Origin of the sequence: Tomitella cavernea (assembly GCF_016599145.1) — a bacterium.
Classification (GTDB): domain Bacteria; phylum Actinomycetota; class Actinomycetes; order Mycobacteriales; family Mycobacteriaceae; genus Tomitella; species Tomitella cavernae.
Genome location: NZ_JAENKO010000067.1, coordinates 1 through 16677 on the forward strand (window position 1 = coordinate 1; position 16677 = coordinate 16677).

Genomic DNA, 16677 nt, shown 5'->3' on the forward strand with positions numbered 1-16677 from the left:
GCGCATCCATCGCCAGCGCGCCGCGGGTCCCCGCCATCGGCGCCGGCCGGCTGCCGCCGCGCGGCTGGACCGACTCGAGCCGCCCGCGTCCCGGCGCGTAGCGGTCGTCGTCGTAGCCGCGGGGCCCGGCGGGGTAGTCGCCACGCACGCCGTCGTACTCCCGGTCGTACTCGTCGTAGCCGTCGTCCAGCCCGCGCCGCGGCCCGGCGGGTTCGTCGAGGTAGTCGTCATCGAAGTCCTCGAGCGGCACCATCCCGAAGTACGCCTTGAACTTTTGCAGGCTGCTCATCGAATAGACCTTCCTTGCTGCGGCGGATCGTGGCTGGGCTGTGAACTGTGCTCTGCGGACGGATTGTGCTGCGGTCTGCCGGGAGGACCGTGAGTCCCGCCGTTCATGGCGACACTATCGGCCGTGCGCCCATGATCGCGGTACCGACACGCACACAGGTCGATCCGTATGCAATGGCCGATTCGAGGTCGCCCGACATTCCGGCGGACAGCCCCCCGGCCTGCGGATGACGCTGGAGGAACGACGCGCGGACGCCGGCCAGACGAGCGAAGGCGGCGTCCGGTCCTTCCTCCCGCGGCGCCACCGCCATGAGCCCGGCGAGCCGCACGGATTCCGCCGCCTCCACCTGATCCGCGAGTTCGTCGAGTCCGGCGACGGGAACGCCGCCGCGGGCCGGGTCGCCGTCGAGGCTCACCTGCAGGTAAATCTCCAGCGGCACGGTCCGCTCACCGGCGTCCAGCGCCGACGCCGCCGCGCGTGCGAGGGCGTGCGCGAGCCGGACCGAATCGACGGAGTGGACGGCGTGCGCCCAGCGGGCCACTGCCCGCGCCTTGTTCCGCTGCAGGCTGCCCACCATGTGCCAGCGCGGCGGTGCCTCCGGACCGGCGCCGGCGGCGGACAGAAGCCGGGCGCAGTCCCCCGCCTTCGGTCCGGCCTCCTGTTCCCGCGATTCGCCGAGGTCCGCCGCGCCGAGCCGGGTGAGGGCCGCCGCGTCCGACGCCGGGAAGTACTTCGTCACCGCGATCAGCGTCACCGAACCCGGGGCGCGGCCGCCGGCGGCGCACGCCCGCGCGATGCGCTCGCGGGTGGCGGCGAGGCCGCCAGCCAATTCCGCCGTGCGGCCGCCGGATCCCGCCCGCCCCGTCACGACCGTCCGCCCGTCGTCGAACCACCAGCCGAAGCACCACCGGTCGACGGCCGCCACACGACCCCGGCGAGACGCCCGGTGGGCGCGCCCCGCCGATGGCTGAACAGCGTCGCGTCCTCAATGGTGCAGCGCGGGTCCACCACGACCGATTCCACGCCCGCCGCGCCCAGTTGCCGCGCGATACCGGCGCGGATGTCCAGCCCCGTCGTCGCCTTGCGCGTACGGCAGGCGCTGCCGGGCAGATGCTCCTCCACGTCGGCCTGCATGTGCGGCGGCACCTCGTAACAGCCGCCGCACGCCGCCGGCCCCAGCAGAGCGCCGATCCGCTCCGGCCGCGCCCCCAATCCGGCCATGGCCTCGATCGCGCGCGGGACGATGCCGATGCGCGCGCCGATCCGGCCCGCGTGCACCGCCGCGATCACGCCCGCCTCATCGTCCGCGAGCAGGACGGGCACGCAGTCGGCCGTGAGCACCACCAGCGCGAGGTCCGGCTCGGACGTGACGAGCGCGTCCGTCACTTCCACCGCCCCGCCCACAGGCCCGTCCACGACGGTGACGTTGCGCGAGTGCACTTGTTCCATCCACACCAGCCGTGGCGGGGCGATTCCCAGCGCGCCCGCCAGCCGCGCGCGGTTGGCGGCGACCGCGCCGGGATCGTCACCCACATGGTCGCCGAGATTGAACGAGTCGTAGGGCGCGTCCGAGACTCCGCCGGCGCGCGTGGTGAACACCATGCGCGCCGGCGGGCCTGCGTGTGCCGCTCCGGTAACCGCCCTCACCTCCGCATGAACGGCGGGACGTCGACGTCGTCGTCGAGGTCGTCGATCACTTCATGCTCGGCACCGCCGCGCACCCCACCGCCTCGCTGCGCGGATTCCGGGGCCGCCCCGGAGGACGCGGGAGCGGGGAAGGTCACCGGTTGCGGCCGGTCGGACGCGTCGCCGGTGGCCCCGGCACGAGACTGCCCGACCTGGCCGGCGCGGCCCGCGTCGATCGTCGAGCGGCCGCGTGATTCGACCCCGGCGTCGATCTGCTTGTTCTGGGGGGCGCCGCCGTCGAATCCCGCGGCGATGACCGTCACCCGGACCTCGTCGCCCAGCGAATCGTCGATCACCGTGCCGAAGATGATGTTGGCCTCGATGTGCGCCGACTCCTGGACCAGCGAGGCGGCCTCGTTGATCTCGAACAGCCCCAGGTCGCTACCGCCGGCGATGGAAATGAGCACGCCGTGCGCCCCGTCCATCGACGCCTCGAGCAGCGGCGAGTTGATAGCGGACTCCGCTGCCTTGAGCGAGCGCCCCTCCCCCCGCGAGGAGCCGATTCCCATCAGCGCGCTGCCCGCGCCGGACATCACCGACTTCACGTCGGCGAAGTCGACGTTGATCAGTCCCGGCGTGGTGATGAGATCGGTGATGCCCTGAACGCCGTTGAGGAGGACTTCATCGGCCGAGCGGAAGGCGTCCATGAGGCTGACCGCCGCGTCGCCGAGCTGCAGCAGGCGGTCGTTGGGGATGACGATGAGCGTGTCGCAGGACTCGCGGAGCGTCGTGATGCCGGCCTCGGCCTGGCCGCCCCGGCGCTTCCCCTCGAACGAGAACGGGCGGGTGACGACGCCGATGGTGAGAGCGCCGAGCTTGCGCGCGATGCTCGCCACCACCGGGGCTCCGCCGGTGCCGGTGCCGCCGCCCTCGCCGGCGGTGACGAAGACCATGTCGGCCCCCTTGAGGAGCTCCTCGATCTCGTCTTTGGCATCCTCTGCGGCCCTGCGCCCCACCTCGGGGTCGGCACCGGCGCCGAGTCCGCGTGTGGAGTCACGGCCGACGTCGAGCTTGACGTCGGCATCACTCATGAGCAGGGCCTGCGCATCGGTGTTGATGGCAATGAACTCCACCCCCTTCAGTCCCTGCTCGATCATCCGGTTGACGGCGTTGACCCCACCGCCGCCGATTCCGACGACCTTGATGACGGCGAGGTAATTGTGCGGGGGCGTCATGTGCTCTCGCCTTCCATGTTGCTCGATCTACGTCTGTCTTCCCGAAGCGTCCGGTGCTGCGACTGCGGCTGCCGCGTCGCGGCGAGGCGCAAATCCGATCCGAAAACCCTTAACCTCAACCAGAGGGTTAGAGTTATGTCAAGTACCGAACTATGCGCAGACGCTATGCATCACCGCGCGCTGTTGCCAGGAGGCGCGCCGAACACGACGGAGTTTGCGTCCCATGCCGCCACCGTGCCCGGCCCGACGCTCACTTGGTGGTGGGCAGATTGGGACTCGACACGTCGACCGTCTGGCCCGGCTGCTGCAGCACCGCGAGCGCCACCGGCGCCTTGAGCCCACTGCGCTCCACGCTCCCCCATACCAGCGTGCGGCCGTCGGCGAGCCCGAACGCGATGTCCGACGGCGAACCGACGTCGATCGACGTGATCTGCCCGCGCAGCTCCGGCGGCAGCCCACCGACCGTCTGCAGCACCGAACGGAGGAGCTCGGCGTCCCCGGGGTCCGCCATGGTGATCTGCGGCAGCCCCGGCGGCGGCGGTTCCGCCGCGAAGTCGACGCCGAGGCGGTCCAGCAGGTGCGGGCCGTCGCCGGTGTCACGGAACGCCACGGGCACCCGTTCCGTCACATCGACCCGGATCGTGGACGGGAACTCCCGGTGCACGCTCACTTGGGCGACACGCGCGATCCCGGCCACCCGGTGCGCGGCGGCGGAGGTGTCCACCTGCATCAGCGGGGTCCCGGCCGGCACCGCGAGCGCCGAGACGACCTCGGGCTCGGTCAGCCGGTCCAGGCCCGTCACCTCGACCGTCCGCACCGACATCGCCGGAGTGAACCACAGCACGCCGACAGCCGCGAGCGCCGCGACCACCGCGGCGGCCGCGGCCAGCAGCACCCGGTTGCGGCGGCGCTGCGGCAGGACCGGGCGTCGCAGCAGACGCCTCACGGGCGCCCCCGGCTCCCGGCGGAATCGTCACGCGCCGTGGCCCCCAGGGCGGTCAGGATCTCGGGGCCCGACATCGTGATGTCGCCGGCGCCCATGGTGATCACCAGGTCGCCCGCGCGCGCCAACTCCGCGATCTGGGCCGGCGCCGCGGACAGGTCGGGCTGGAAGTACGCGGTGGTGGTGATCTTCTCGGCGATGAGCAGTCCGCTCACACCTGCCACCGGCCGCTCCCGCGCGCCGTAAACGTCGAGGACCACGGCGATGTCCGCCAGGCTGAGCGCGGCCGCGAACTCCGCGGCGAACGCCGCCGTTCGCGAGTAAAGATGCGGTTGGAAGGCCACGATCACGCGGCCGACCGCACCGGATCCGCGCGGACCGACCATGTCGCGCGCCGCCCGGAGCACGGCCTCGACCTCCGTCGGGTGGTGGGCGTAGTCGTCGACCACCCGCACGCCCGCGACCTCTCCCCGCAGCTGGAAGCGGCGGTGGACGCCGCCGAACCCGGCCAGGCCGTCGAGGGCCCGGTCCAGCGTCGCCCCGGCCTCCCTCGTGGCCAGAAGCGCGCCCACCGCATTGACCGCCATGTGGCGGCCGGCCACGGACAACGTCATCGGCCGCGGATGGGACTCGCCCGCGATCCGCAGCTCGCCGACGCCGCCGGCCCCCGTCGCCGACCACCGGGCCAGGTGGGCCGCCACCGGCACGGGACCCGTGTAGGCGGTGTGCGCGAACTCCGAGCTGTAGCCGAGCACGCGGACTCCCTTGGACTGCGAACGCTCGGCGAGGGCCGCCGCGCCCGGGTCGTCGAGGCAGGCCACCAACACGCCGCCAGGCTCCATGCCCTCGACGAAGTCGTCGAACACCTGCCGGTAGGCCTCAAGCGAACCATAGTGGTCGAGATGGTCCACGTCGACGTTCGTGACGACCACGATGTGCGGCCGGTACTGCAGCAGCGACCCGTCGCTCTCGTCGGCCTCCGCCACGAACACCTCGCCCGTGCCGTGGTGGGCGTTGGTGCCGGATTCGTTGAGCTCCCCGCCCACGACGAACGACGGGTCCATCCGGCAGTGCTGCAGCGCGACGACGACCATGGACGTGGTCGAGGTCTTCCCGTGGGTCCCGGTCACCAGCAGCGAACGGTAGCCGCGCATCAACGCCGCCAGGACCGCCGGCCGCAGCAGGACGTCGACGCCCCGCGCCGCCGCCGCCACGAGCTCCGGGTTGTCCCGCGGGATCGCGCTCAGCGTGGAGACGACCGAGGTGGGCCCGCCCGGAAGCAGGTCCAGCGCCTCGGCCGCATGCCCGATCCGGACCTGCGCGCCGCCGGCGCGCAGCGCCAGCACGCCGCGCGACTCCTTGGCGTCGGTCCCCGACACCTGCCCGCCACGGGCGAGGAGTATCCGTGCGATCCCGGACATCCCTGCCCCGCCGATACCGATCATGTGCACGCGTTCGAGGTGCGGGGGAAGCGCCGCGCGCTCCGCCGCCTCGTCCGTAACGAGAGGGTCCGTACCGCCGTGCACCGGCCCCGCGCTTCCGCTCACCGGCCTTGCCCCCTCACGGAGTCCTCACCGTCGCGCGCGGCGTGCGGGTCCGTCCCGGCCCCGCCGCGCGCCGTGTCCACGACGATCCGGGCGATGCGCCCCGCGCTGTCGCGATGCCCGGCGTCGCCGGCCGCGGCCGACATGGCGGCGAGCCGACTGTCGTCACGCAGCAGCGGCACCAGGCGGTCGAGCACCGCCTGCGCCGACAGTTCCGCGTCCCGCAGCAGCATGCCGCCGCCCGCCTCGACCACAGGCAGTGCGTTGAGTTCCTGTTCGCCGTTGCCATGCGGCAGCGGCACATACAGGGCGGGCAACCCCACCGCGGACACCTCGGCCACGGTCATCGCGCCGGCCCGGCAGATCACCGCGTCCGCCGCGGCATAGGCCAGGTCCATCCGCGTGATGTACGGCACCGCCACGTAGTCCGGGCCGCCCTCGGCGCGGTCCACGCTGACGGAGTTCTTGGGCCCGTGCGCGTGCAGCACGCCGATTCCCGCCGCCGACAGGTCGCGCGCCGCCTCCGTGACGGCCGTGTTGAGCGAGTGCGCCCCTTGCGAACCGCCGAAGACCAGCACGGTGGGCGCGTCCGGGTCCAGCCCGAAGCTGGCGCGCGCCTGCGCGCGCAGCGCGCTTCGGTCGAGGTCGGTGATGGCCCGGCGCAGCGGGATCCCCACCACCTCGGCGCGGGGCAGGCCCGAGCCGGGGACCGCCGCGAGCACGCGATCGGCCCCGCGCGCACCCACCTTGTTGGCCAGTCCCGCGCTCGCGTTCGCCTCGTGCACGATGACCGGGGTGCGCGTACGTCCGCCGACCAAGCCGGGCCGCGCCGCCAGGTAGGCGGGCAACGCGACGTACCCGCCGAAGCCCACGACCACGTCGGCCTGACACGCGTCGAGAATCGCGCGTGCCCTGCGCACCGACTGCCGCAACCGGCCGGGCAGGCGCGCCAGATCGGCGCTGGGCTTGCGCGGCAGCGGGACCGGCGGGATGAGTTCCAGAGGGTAGCCGCGCTCCGGCACCAGCGTGGTCTCCAGGCCGCGCTCAGTGCCGAGAACCGTGACCCGCGTGCCCGGGGCCAGTTCGGACACCGCGTCCGCCACGGCGAGCGCGGGCTCGACGTGGCCGGCCGTCCCTCCGCCCGCCACCACGACGGACAATGTGGAATCCGATCCGGTCACCACCGGCCTCCTCGCTTCCTGCTCTCCGGGCCGCCGCGCTGGAACTGCGATGGCCCGCCTTGCGGCCTACGTGCACCCGTGCCGGTCCGGCCGGCGCCGCCGCGCCCTGCCGCCGCCGATCCGCCAGGCGCCGCTCCACTCCGACGATACGGCGTTCCGCCGACGGGACGCCCATGGGCGCCGCGGGGCTGACTGGCCCGTGCCTCCCGGGAAGGTTGGGACCCCCGCGCTTGGCCCGACCGCGGCCCGCCGGTACGTGCCGCGTCCTCCGCGCGCCGGCGGCGCAAGTGCTGCTGGGCGCGTTGGGCCCGCTCGCCGCGTGTCGCGGCCCGGACGAGCCCGCCGCGCTCCGGCCGGTAGGGCTCCGGCAGCGGCAGCCGCAGCAGCGTCGGCAGCCGCGACTCCCGGCCCGAGCGCAGCGCCGCGACCGCCTCGGGTTCGTGTCTGGCCGCGTTGGCCATGAGCCCGAACGCCGCGAGCGTGATCGTCGTCGACGAGCCTCCTGCCGAGATGAGCGGCAGCTGCAGGCCGGTCACCGGCAGCAGGCCCACCACGTAACCGATGTTGATGAACGCCTGCGCGATGGTCCACACGGTGATCCCCGCGACGAGCAGCCGCAGGAACGGGTCGGCCGAGCGGAGCATGATGCGCAATCCGGCGTACGCGAACAGTACGAACAGGGCGATGACGACGAGGCAGCCGACCAGGCCCAGTTCCTCGCCGATGATCGCGAAGATGAAGTCGTTGTGCGAATTGGGCAGGTAGTTCCACTTGGAGCGGCTCTGGCCCGGTCCCCTGCCGAACAACCCCCCGTCCGCCAGGGAGAACTTCGCCTGCAGCGCCTGGTAGCCGCCGTGCTGTGGGTCCGAGCCGGGGTTGAGGAACGTCTGGATGCGCTCGGCGCGGTACCCGGCAGAGAGCCCCAGGACCAGCGCCAAAGCGCCGCAGATCGCCGCCAGGACCGCGAACGACTTGACCGACAGTCCGGAGAACCACAGCAGGGCGCCGACGATGATCGCGAGGGCGATCGTCGTCGACAGGTTCGGCTGGAGCATGACCAGTGCGAACGTGAACACCGACACGAAGCCGAGCCGCAGCCGGGGATCGCCCAACAGGCCCGGCATCGTCTTGCCGCGGGTGAGGATGTGTGCGCCCCAGATCACCAGGACGAGCTTCATCACCTCGGAAGGCTGCAGGGAAAACGGCCCCAGGTCGATCCAGCGCCGGGCACCCTGCACCTCGACGCCGATGCCCGGCACGAGGACCAGGACGAGCAGCAGCAGCGCGACGCCGATACCCGGCGTGGCGAGCCGGCGCACCCACGACACCGGAACGCGCATCGCCAGGTAGAACAGCATGGCACCGATGATCGAGTACATCAGCTGACTGTTGAACATGCTGTACGCCGAGCCGTCCTCGGTGTACGAGGCCACGCTGGACGCGGAAAGCACCATCGCCAGGCCCGACAGGGTCAGCAGCGCCGTCACGGTGACGACGAGATGGAACGACATCAGCGGCCCGCTCAGCCACACCGCGATCCCGCTGCGCCCCCCGGCGGCCGACCCGCCCGAAGCGGGCTTGCCGTCGGCCCCCGCCATGCGGCCTTCCGGTCCCCGTCGTGCAGCCTGTCCGGACCTTCCTGATCCCACGGGGCCGCTCACCCGCCCGGCTGCAGCCGGGCTACGGCGGCGGCGAAGAGGTCGCCGCGCTCGGCGTAGTCACGGAACATGTCCATCGAGGCTGCGGCGGGCGCGAGAAGGACCGTATCCCCCGCGCGCGCGTATTCCGCGGCGACGGAGACCACTGTGTCCATCACGCCGCCCTCCCTCGCATCCGCATCCGTGCGGGATGTGCTGCTCGAGCCGGTCACCTCGCCATCTTCGCCCGCGGCGACCTCGGTGACGGGGACGTCGGGCGCGTGTCGCACAAGGGCGTCCGCGATCACTGCCCGGTCGCGGCCGATGAGGACGACACCGGCGAGCCGCGGCGCCACGGCGGCGACCAGATCTTCCACCGACGCGCCCTTGAGCAGTCCCCCCGCAATCCACACCACGCGGCGGCGCCCGGCGATGGAGGCCAGTGCGGCATGCGGATTGGTGGCCTTCGAATCGTCCACGTAATCGACCCCGGCGACGGTGGCCACGTGGGCGGAGCGGTGGGGGCCGGCGGAGTGCGCCGCGAGCCCGGCGGCGACCGCGTCGGCACCGGTGCCCGCCGCCCGGGCCAGGGCCGCCGCAGCCAGCGCGTCGAGCACTCCCGCAGAGCCGCCGGGCTCGATGCGGTCGGCCGCGACGAGCGCGACCGCTTCCCCGTGCGCAGCCGCATCCTCCTGCGCTGCACGATCGCCCCGGCGCGCGCCGAACGCGCGGTCGACGAGCATCCCACCACGCACGCCCAGCTCGCCGGGGGCCGGCTCACCGAGCCGGAAACCGACCGTCCGTCCCGCAGTGGAGATGCCGCGCAACCCGGATGCGATCGGGTCGTCGAGCCCCACCACGGCGACCCGCCCGCACAGCACCTGCGCCTTGGCGCGCGTGTACGCGTCCATTCCCCCGTGCCAGTCCAGGTGGTCCTCTGCGATGTTGAGGACCACCGCGGCATCCGGCACCACCGACGGCGCCCAGTGCAGCTGAAATGACGACAGCTCGACGGCGAGCACGTCCGCGCGCCGCTCCGCCGCCAGTGCGTCCAGGATCGGCAGGCCGATGTTCCCGCAGGCCACGGAGGCCACACCCGCCGCCTGCAGGATCGAATGCAGCATCGAGGTGGTGGTGGTCTTGCCGTTGGTCCCGGTGACCGCGAGCCACCGGCGAGCCGGCCCGTAGACCTGCGCCCGGTCCAGCCGCCAGGCCAGCTCCACGTCGCCCCACAACGGCACGCCCGCGCGCACCGCCGCGGCGGCCAGCGCGTTGGCCGGCCGCCACCCCGGGCTGGTCACCACGAGCGCGTGGCCGGCCACCCCGGCGGCGGCGTCGGCGGTGCCGAGCACGCGTCCGCACTGCGATTTTCCGGCGCCCCCGGGGCCGGGGGCGCCGTCGTCCACCAGGGTCACGGACGCCCCGAGAGCGGTCAGCGCCCGCGCGGCGGACCGGCCGGAGATGCCGGCACCCGCCACCAAGACGGTGCGGCCCGCCAGCTCGCGCGGGTCCGACGGACCCCCGGCGTGGTGGACGGGCGCGGTCACGAGCCGACCGCCGTGAGGTATTCGCCGTAGAACAGCGCCAGACCCACCGCGCTCGCTATGCCCGCGAGCAGCCAGAACCGGATGATCACCGTCGTCTCCGGCCAGCCGCCCATTTCGAAGTGGTGATGGAAGGGCGCCATCCGGAACACGCGGCGCCCGCTGGTGCGGAACACCGCGATCTGGATGACCACCGACGCGGCCTCCGCGACGAAGAGCGCGCCCAGCACGACCGCGAGCAGCTCGGTCTTGGTGGTCACCGACAGCCCGGCGATGAGCCCGCCCAGCGCCAGCGAGCCGGTGTCGCCCATGAAGATCTTGGCCGGCGCGGCGTTCCACCACAGGAACCCCAGGCAGGCGGCGCCCGCGGCCGCCGCGATCAGCGCCAGGTCCAGCGGCTGGTCCACGTGGTAGCAGCCCACCGCGGCCTCGGCGTCGATCCGCGAGCACGCGTTGCGGTACTGCCAGAAGGTGATGATCACGTAGGCGCCCAGCACCATCGACATGGCGCCGGCCGCCAGCCCGTCGAGCCCGTCGGTGAAGTTGACCGCGTTGGACCAGGCGCTGACCAGCACGAGGCAGAAAATGACGAACACGACGCCGTTCATCGTCACCGTGTCGATGTCACGGACGTACGACAGCGCCGCGTCCCCCTCGGTGTACACCCAGCGCAGGACGAGCACGGCGAAGATGACGGCGGCGATGAGCTGGCCCACCGTCTTCGCCGTCTTGTTCAGCCCCAGGTTGCGCTGCTTGCGCACCTTGAGGAAGTCGTCGAGGAAGCCGACGAGGCCCAGCACCGTCGCCAGTCCCAGTACCAGCAGACCCGACGCGGACGGCCCCTCGGCCTCCAGGCCGATGCCGACCAGATGCGCACACCAGTAGCCGGCCCACATGCCCACGATGATCGCGACGCCGCCCATCGTGGGCGTCCCCCGCTTGGCTTTGTGGCTCTCCGGCCCCTCCACGCGGATCTCCTGGCCGAAGCCCTGGCGCGAGAAGACCTTGATCAGCAGCGGGGTCAGCAGGATGGCTACCAGCAGCGCAACGCCGCCGGAGATGAGGATCAGTCTCACGCGTGCTCCCCCTCCTGCGCCAGCAGCGACTCCGCCACCGCCCACAGCCCCACAGCCTGGGACGCCTTCACCAGCACGATGTCGCCCGGCTCCACCTCGGCGCGAATCAGCGCCAGCGCGGCGTCGGCGTCCGGGACCAGCATCGCCTCATCACCCCACGACCCTTCCATGACGGCCCCCTTGTGCAGGGCCTCCATGGTGCGGGCCGCGCCGACCGCCACGATCTTCGACACGTCGAAACGCACCGCTGCGCGCCCGATCGCATCGTGTTCGATGATCGCGTCCTCGCCGAGCTCCGCCATCTCCCCGAGCACAGCCCAGGTGCGCCGCTTGCCCCGCGGCGGCATCGGCACCCCGTGCGCGGGCGCGGTGCGCGACATCGCGGCGAGGGCGCGCAGCGCGGCGCGCACGGAGTCCGGATTGGCGTTGTAGGAATCGTTGATGACGGTGACCGCGTCGGGACGCGTGCGCACGTCCATCCGCCGGGCCGACGACGCGTGCGCACCGCTCAGCGTCGCAGCCACCTGCGCGACGTCCACGCCGCATTCGAGGCCGACGGCCGCCGCCGCCAGGGCGTTGCCGACCTGGTGTTCGCCGTGCACCGCCAGGGACACGGGGGCGGATCCGGCCGCGTATTCGAGGGTGAACGCGGCCCGCGCCTCGCCGTCGAGCATGACGTCTGCGGCGCGGATGTCGGCGGATGCCGACCGCCCCACCGTCACCACCCTCGCCGCCGTGCGCGCGGCCATCGCGGCGACGCGGGTGTCGTCCGCGTTGAGCACGGCCACTCCCCCCTCCGCCGCCGACGGCAGCGACTCCACCAGTTCTCCCTTGGCCTGCGCGATGGCGTCCCGGGAGCCGAACTCGCCCAGGTGGGCGGTGCCGACGTTGAGCACCACCCCGATCCGGGGCGGGGCGATGCCCGCGAGCCTACGTATGTGCCCCACGCCGCGGGCGGACAGCTCGAGCACCAGCGACCGGGTGGACCCGTCCGCCTGCAGCGCTGTCCACGGGTGGCCGAGCTCGTTGTTGAACGAACCGGGCGGGGCCACGACCGGGCCGAGTGGCCGGAGTACCGCCGCGATGAGGTCCTTGGTCGAGGTCTTGCCCGACGAACCGGTGACGCCGATGACGTCCATCCCCGCCCCGGCGAGCTCCGTCACGCTCCGGTGCGCGAGCCGCGCCAGAGCGTCGAGGACCGCCGCGGCAGAGCCGTCCACGTCGTTGTCGAAAGTCGCCGCACCGGCGACGACGAGATCCGGGCGGGGCTCCACGACGACGGCCGGGACCCCCACGGCGCGCGCCGCGAGCACCGCGACGGCCCCCGCATCGACCGCGGCGGCCGCGTGATCGTGGCCGTCGGACCGTGCGCCGCGGAGAGCGAGGAACAGCCCGCCCGGCGTCACCTTGCGCGAGTCGAACTCGACGGCGCCCGTCACCTGCGCATGCGGGTCCGGCACGTCGGCCAGCCGCCCGCCCACGGCGTCGGCGACCTGCGCCAGCGTCATCGGAATCACTCGTCGCCCTCGTTCTTCGCCATCGTCTCCGCCCGTCGCGCCGGGTCCCCGGCGCCCGCACCGTCATCGGCGTCCGGCCCTCTGTGCCGCTCGATCGCCGCCGCCACCACTTCCCTGTCGTCGAAGGGGTGGATCACGCCGCCCGTATTCTGGCCGGTCTCGTGGCCCTTGCCGGCGACCAGGATGGTGTCCCCCGCCCGCGCCCAGGACACGGCCAGATCGACGGCCGCCGCGCGATCCCCTTCTTCCCGGATCTCCGCACCGCCGCCCCCGCGGACGGCCTCCCGTGCACCGTCGATCAGCGCGGCACGGATTGCCGCCGGGTCCTCGCTGCGCGGATTGTCATCGGTGATCACGACCAATTCAGCTCCGTGGGCAGCGACCGCGCCCATGCGGGGACGCTTGCCAGCGTCGCGATCACCGCCCGCCCCCACCACCACGGCCAGCCTGCCGGCCGTCTGCGCCCGCAACGTGGCGATCACCGCCTCCAGCGCGCCGGGTTTGTGCGCGTAGTCGACCACGGCGAGGAAAGGCTGGCCGCGGTCGATCCGCTCGAGCCGGCCGGGTACCGCGACCGACGCGAATCCGCCCGCTGCCGTGCCCGCGCCTACGCCCACCGCGTCGAGGATCGCGAACGCCACCAGCGCGTTGGCCACGTTGAATCGGCCCGGCAGCGGAAGCGACACCGCGGGCTCGCGGCCGCCGGGCGCACGTACCGCGAAGTGCTGCATGCCGGTCCGGTCGACGGTGGACGCCCCCGCGTACCACTCTGCCGCCACGGTGGTCTCGGTGTGCCCCCGCGATTCCGGCTCGGTGCACACCGTCGTCGTGGACACCGGCGGCGCGGACCGTGCCAGCGCGGCCATCCTGCGGCCCCACTCGTCGTCGACGCACACCACCACCGCGGAGGCGCGCACACCGGAGCCCGGTGCGAAGAGCCGTGCCTTGGCGGCGAAGTAGTCCTCCATGTCGCGGTGGAAGTCGAGGTGGTCCTGCGAGAGGTTGGTGAAGCCCGCGACGGCGAACGAACAGCCGTCGACGCGCCCCAGCGCCAACGCGTGGCTGGACACCTCCATGACCACCGCGTCCACCCCCTGCTCGACCATCACCGCCAGCAGCGCCTGCAGGTCCGGGGCCTCGGGGGTGGTGAGCGCGCTCGGCGTCCGGCGCCCGTCGATCCGTGTCTCCACGGTGCCGATCAGCCCCACTCGATGGCCGGCGGCCATCAACCCGGCCTCCACCAGGTAGGAGGTCGTCGTCTTGCCCGCCGTCCCTGTCACGCCGATGAGCGCGACCGAATGCGACGGTTCTCCGTAGACCGTCGACGAGACCGCGCCCAGCACCGACCGAGGCTGCTCGTGCACCAGCACCGCCACCCCGCCGGGTACCCCCGACTCCTCGATCATCCGGGCCCCCGCAGGGTCCGTCAGCACCGCGACGGCGCCGCAGGACACCGCGTCCGCCGCGAACGCCGCCCCGTGCACGCGTCCCCCCGGCAGTGCGGCGAAGAGGTCGCCCGGCAGCGACTCTTGCCCGCGCAGCCCCACACCGGTGACCGTCACCTGCGCCACGTCGCCCGGCGCCCCGCCGCCGGTCAGCGTCACCGTCGCGGGGTCGATACCCGCCGCTCCGCACAGGTCGGCCAGCGCCGTGCGCGGCGGGTGCGCAGGACGAAGCCGCCCTGAACCTGGTTCCTCTGCCACCGAGGGCGGCCTCCCTTCTCATCCCGCAGCCGTCGTCCGGCCCCTGTTTCCGTCGTCCACGCATACCGGCCCGGCCGGCACCCTGGCCCTGTCAGCGGCCGATCACACCGGCAGTGGCACTACCGTCGAACGCGTACGACGCCACAGGTTACCGGCATCGGGACACCGCCCCGACCACGCCGCACCGGTCGTCGCCGGGATGTGATCTGCAGCGCACCCGCCACTGCGTGCACGGCGCCTGCTCACCCGGCCTGCAGGACAAGCCGCGGCGCCGGGGGCGACAGCGGCACCTGTTCCCGCTGCAGCAACCACGAGGCGATGTCGTGGAACAACGGTGCCGCGGACATGCCGCCGGATCCGTCGGCGCTGCGCTGCGGCCGGTCCATCATCACCGCCACGACGAAACGCGGGTCCTGCGTGGGCGCCATCCCCGCGAAGGTGATCCAGTAGTCGGAGTTGGAATAGCACCCGCACTCCGGGTCGATCTGCTGCGCGGTGCCCGTCTTCCCGGACACCTGGTACCCCTCGACCGCCGCCGGCACGCCCGTGCCGCGCTGGTTGCCGTCGTCGTCCTGAACGACGGCACGGAACATGTCGCGCACCGTGCGCGCCGTCTCCGGGCTCACCACGCGGACCGGCTCGGGGGCCTCGGGCGTTGTCACCTGACCGTCGGGCCCGACGATCTTCTCCACGATCCGCGGCGGCACGCGCAGCCCGTCATTGGCGATGGTCTGATACATGTCGGCCATCTGCAGCAGGGTCATCGACAGCCCCTGACCGATCGGCAGGTTCGCGAAGGTCCCGGCCGTCCATTGGTCCTCCGGCGGCACGGAGCCCGCGCTTTCCCCGGGCAGGCCCACACCCGTGCGCTGGCCGAGACCGAACTTCTTGACCATCTGCGCGAACCGGTCCTGTCCGACGCGCTGTGCGAGCATCAGCGTGCCGACGTTCGACGACTTTCCGAAGATGCCGGTGGTCGTGTAGGGCGCCACACCGTGCGACCACGCATCGGCCACGGTGACCCCGTCCATCGTGATCGAACCCGGCACCTGCAGCACTTCCTCCGGGGTGGTGACCCCGTATTCGATCGCTGCGGATGCGGTGATGATCTTGTTCACCGATCCGGGCTCGAACGGGGTCGTCACGGAGATGTTGCCCAATTCGGCATGGTCGTTGGCCGGGTCGCCCACCCCGATCGACGGGTCGAACGTGTTGTCATTCGACATGGCGAGAACCTGCGCCGTCTCGGCGTCGAGGACCACGGCAGAGACGTTCTTCGCCCCCGATGCGTCCTTGGCCTTCTGCACCGCGTCCTGGACGAAGTACTGGAGATCGGAGTCGATGGTGAGCTCGACTGTGGAGCCGTTCTGCGCCGGGTGCACGTCACGCACGCTGCCGGGGATGATGTCGCCTCCCGAGCCGCGGTCGTAGGTCTTCGATCCCGCGGTCCCCGCCAGCACGGATTGCATGGACGATTCCAGCCCGATCAGTCCGCTGCCGTCCCACCGGGTGGCGCCGATGATGTTGGCGGCCAGCGCGCCGCCGGGATACTCCCGGATGTTGTCCGGGTCGCTGCCGATCTTGCTGAACTCCGCGGTGATCTCCGTCGCCTTGCGCGGATCCACCTGACGCGCGAGGTAGACGAACTGCTTGTCGGAGGTCATCTCCTTCCGCAGCTCGCGCGCGTCGACCTTGTCACCCAATTCGGCGCTGAGCTTCGCGACCGCCTTGTCGATGTATTCCTCGGCCGTCGGAGCCTCCGGGTCTTTCGCGTGCGCCTCGGCCAGTTCGTCGCGCACCCGCGAGGGCTGGAAGGTCAGCGCCCGGGCATCGACGGTATATGCCAGCGGCTTGCCGTTGGTGTCGACGATGTCACCGCGCCTGGCCGGCAGCTTCGTCGTCACGGTGCGCTGGCTCGCCGACTGCGCGGACAGTTCCGGGGCTCGCACCACCTGCACCCACATCAGCTTGCCCACCACCGCCACCAGCATCAGCGTCATCAGGCTCGCGGCGATGCGTGTGCGGTTGCCGAAGCTCCAGTTATGGTTCCCGGGCCGTTTCGGGCGCGGTGCGCCGCCGGGCGGGCGTCCGCCCGCCCGGGGCCGGGCCGGATGCGGACGGCCCGGACGTCCCGGACGTCCCTGCTGCCGGCCGCGGCCATAGCCACGAGGATGTCCGGACGGCGGTGTCACTGGCTGCGGCCCCCTGCTCTACTCGTCGTTCTTCTCCTGTCCGCGTCGGTGGACCGGCCGTTCGCGCGTCGCGGCCATCGACTCGCTCAGTGTGCACCTTCAGCGGGCGCACCTGCGGGACCGTCGGCCCCGCGAGCCGCGTCCGCCGGCGGGATGGGCGCCGCGTCCGCGGGCGGCAGCACGCCTTGCG

The 16677-nt window shown here is 72.6% G+C and carries 12 protein-coding genes and 1 pseudogene; all 13 read right to left on the reverse strand.

The window, feature by feature from the left end:
• Positions 1-289 (reverse strand): annotated as a pseudogene (locus tag JJ683_RS17120) (cell division protein SepF); the annotation flags it as partial.
• Positions 290-392: 103 nt separating this feature from the next.
• Positions 393-1157: a YggS family pyridoxal phosphate-dependent enzyme gene (locus JJ683_RS17125; protein ID WP_200175907.1), complete on the reverse strand. Its 765-nt coding sequence runs from the start codon at positions 1155-1157 to the stop codon at positions 393-395.
• Positions 1154-1891 (reverse strand): peptidoglycan editing factor PgeF, encoded by a 738-nt coding sequence (gene pgeF, locus JJ683_RS17130; RefSeq protein WP_200175898.1) that lies wholly within the window; start codon positions 1889-1891, stop codon positions 1154-1156. Before pgeF ends, JJ683_RS17125 begins: the two co-directional genes overlap by 4 nt.
• A 41-nt stretch (positions 1892-1932) precedes the next feature.
• Positions 1933-3150: a cell division protein FtsZ gene (gene ftsZ, locus JJ683_RS17135; protein WP_200175899.1), complete on the reverse strand. Its 1218-nt coding sequence runs from the start codon at positions 3148-3150 to the stop codon at positions 1933-1935.
• A gap of 250 nt (positions 3151-3400) precedes the next feature.
• Positions 3401-4096, reverse strand: coding sequence for a cell division protein FtsQ/DivIB (locus tag JJ683_RS17140; protein WP_307811010.1), 696 nt, complete (start codon positions 4094-4096; stop codon positions 3401-3403).
• On the reverse strand, positions 4093-5538 hold the full coding sequence (gene murC, locus JJ683_RS17145; RefSeq protein ID WP_200175910.1) for a UDP-N-acetylmuramate--L-alanine ligase: 1446 nt from the start codon (positions 5536-5538) through the stop codon (positions 4093-4095). Before murC ends, JJ683_RS17140 begins: the two co-directional genes overlap by 4 nt.
• Before the next feature lie 98 nt (positions 5539-5636).
• The gene (gene murG, locus JJ683_RS17150) at positions 5637-6818 is read right to left on the reverse strand and encodes an undecaprenyldiphospho-muramoylpentapeptide beta-N-acetylglucosaminyltransferase (protein ID WP_200175900.1); all 1182 of its coding nucleotides are present in this window, start codon (positions 6816-6818) and stop codon (positions 5637-5639) included.
• On the reverse strand, positions 6815-8416 hold the full coding sequence (ftsW, locus tag JJ683_RS17155) for a putative lipid II flippase FtsW (protein WP_200175901.1): 1602 nt from the start codon (positions 8414-8416) through the stop codon (positions 6815-6817). The genes murG and ftsW overlap by 4 nt, the downstream gene beginning before the upstream one ends.
• 59 nt (positions 8417-8475) lie before the next feature.
• Complete coding sequence (gene murD, locus JJ683_RS17160) at positions 8476-10002, reverse strand: UDP-N-acetylmuramoyl-L-alanine--D-glutamate ligase (RefSeq protein ID WP_307811012.1); 1527 nt, start codon at positions 10000-10002, stop codon at positions 8476-8478.
• On the reverse strand, positions 9999-11075 hold the full coding sequence (gene mraY, locus JJ683_RS17165; protein WP_200175902.1) for a phospho-N-acetylmuramoyl-pentapeptide-transferase: 1077 nt from the start codon (positions 11073-11075) through the stop codon (positions 9999-10001). Before mraY ends, murD begins: the two co-directional genes overlap by 4 nt.
• Entirely contained in the window at positions 11072-12592 is a 1521-nt protein-coding gene (locus JJ683_RS17170) for a UDP-N-acetylmuramoyl-tripeptide--D-alanyl-D-alanine ligase (protein WP_200175903.1), read from the reverse strand. The genes mraY and JJ683_RS17170 overlap by 4 nt, the downstream gene beginning before the upstream one ends.
• The gene (locus JJ683_RS17175; protein ID WP_200175905.1) at positions 12589-14295 is read right to left on the reverse strand and encodes a UDP-N-acetylmuramoyl-L-alanyl-D-glutamate--2,6-diaminopimelate ligase; all 1707 of its coding nucleotides are present in this window, start codon (positions 14293-14295) and stop codon (positions 12589-12591) included. Before JJ683_RS17175 ends, JJ683_RS17170 begins: the two co-directional genes overlap by 4 nt.
• A gap of 242 nt (positions 14296-14537) precedes the next feature.
• Positions 14538-16295 carry a peptidoglycan D,D-transpeptidase FtsI family protein gene (locus JJ683_RS17180; protein WP_200175906.1) on the reverse strand — a complete coding sequence of 586 codons (1758 nt, stop codon included), beginning with the start codon at positions 16293-16295 and terminating at the stop codon, positions 14538-14540.
• Between the last annotated feature and the right edge of the window lie 382 nt (positions 16296-16677).

Coding starts and splice junctions, on each gene's coding strand:
- pgeF (WP_200175898.1), bottom strand. CDS start 1,891: ATGGTGTTCACCACGCGCGCCGGCGGAGTCTCGGACGCGCCCTACGAC.
- ftsZ (WP_200175899.1), bottom strand. CDS start 3,150: ATGACGCCCCCGCACAATTACCTCGCCGTCATCAAGGTCGTCGGAATC.
- murC (WP_200175910.1), bottom strand. CDS start 5,538: ATGATCGGTATCGGCGGGGCAGGGATGTCCGGGATCGCACGGATACTC.
- ftsW (WP_200175901.1), bottom strand. CDS start 8,416: ATGGCGGGGGCCGACGGCAAGCCCGCTTCGGGCGGGTCGGCCGCCGGG.
- JJ683_RS17180 (WP_200175906.1), bottom strand. CDS start 16,295: ATGACGCTGATGCTGGTGGCGGTGGTGGGCAAGCTGATGTGGGTGCAG.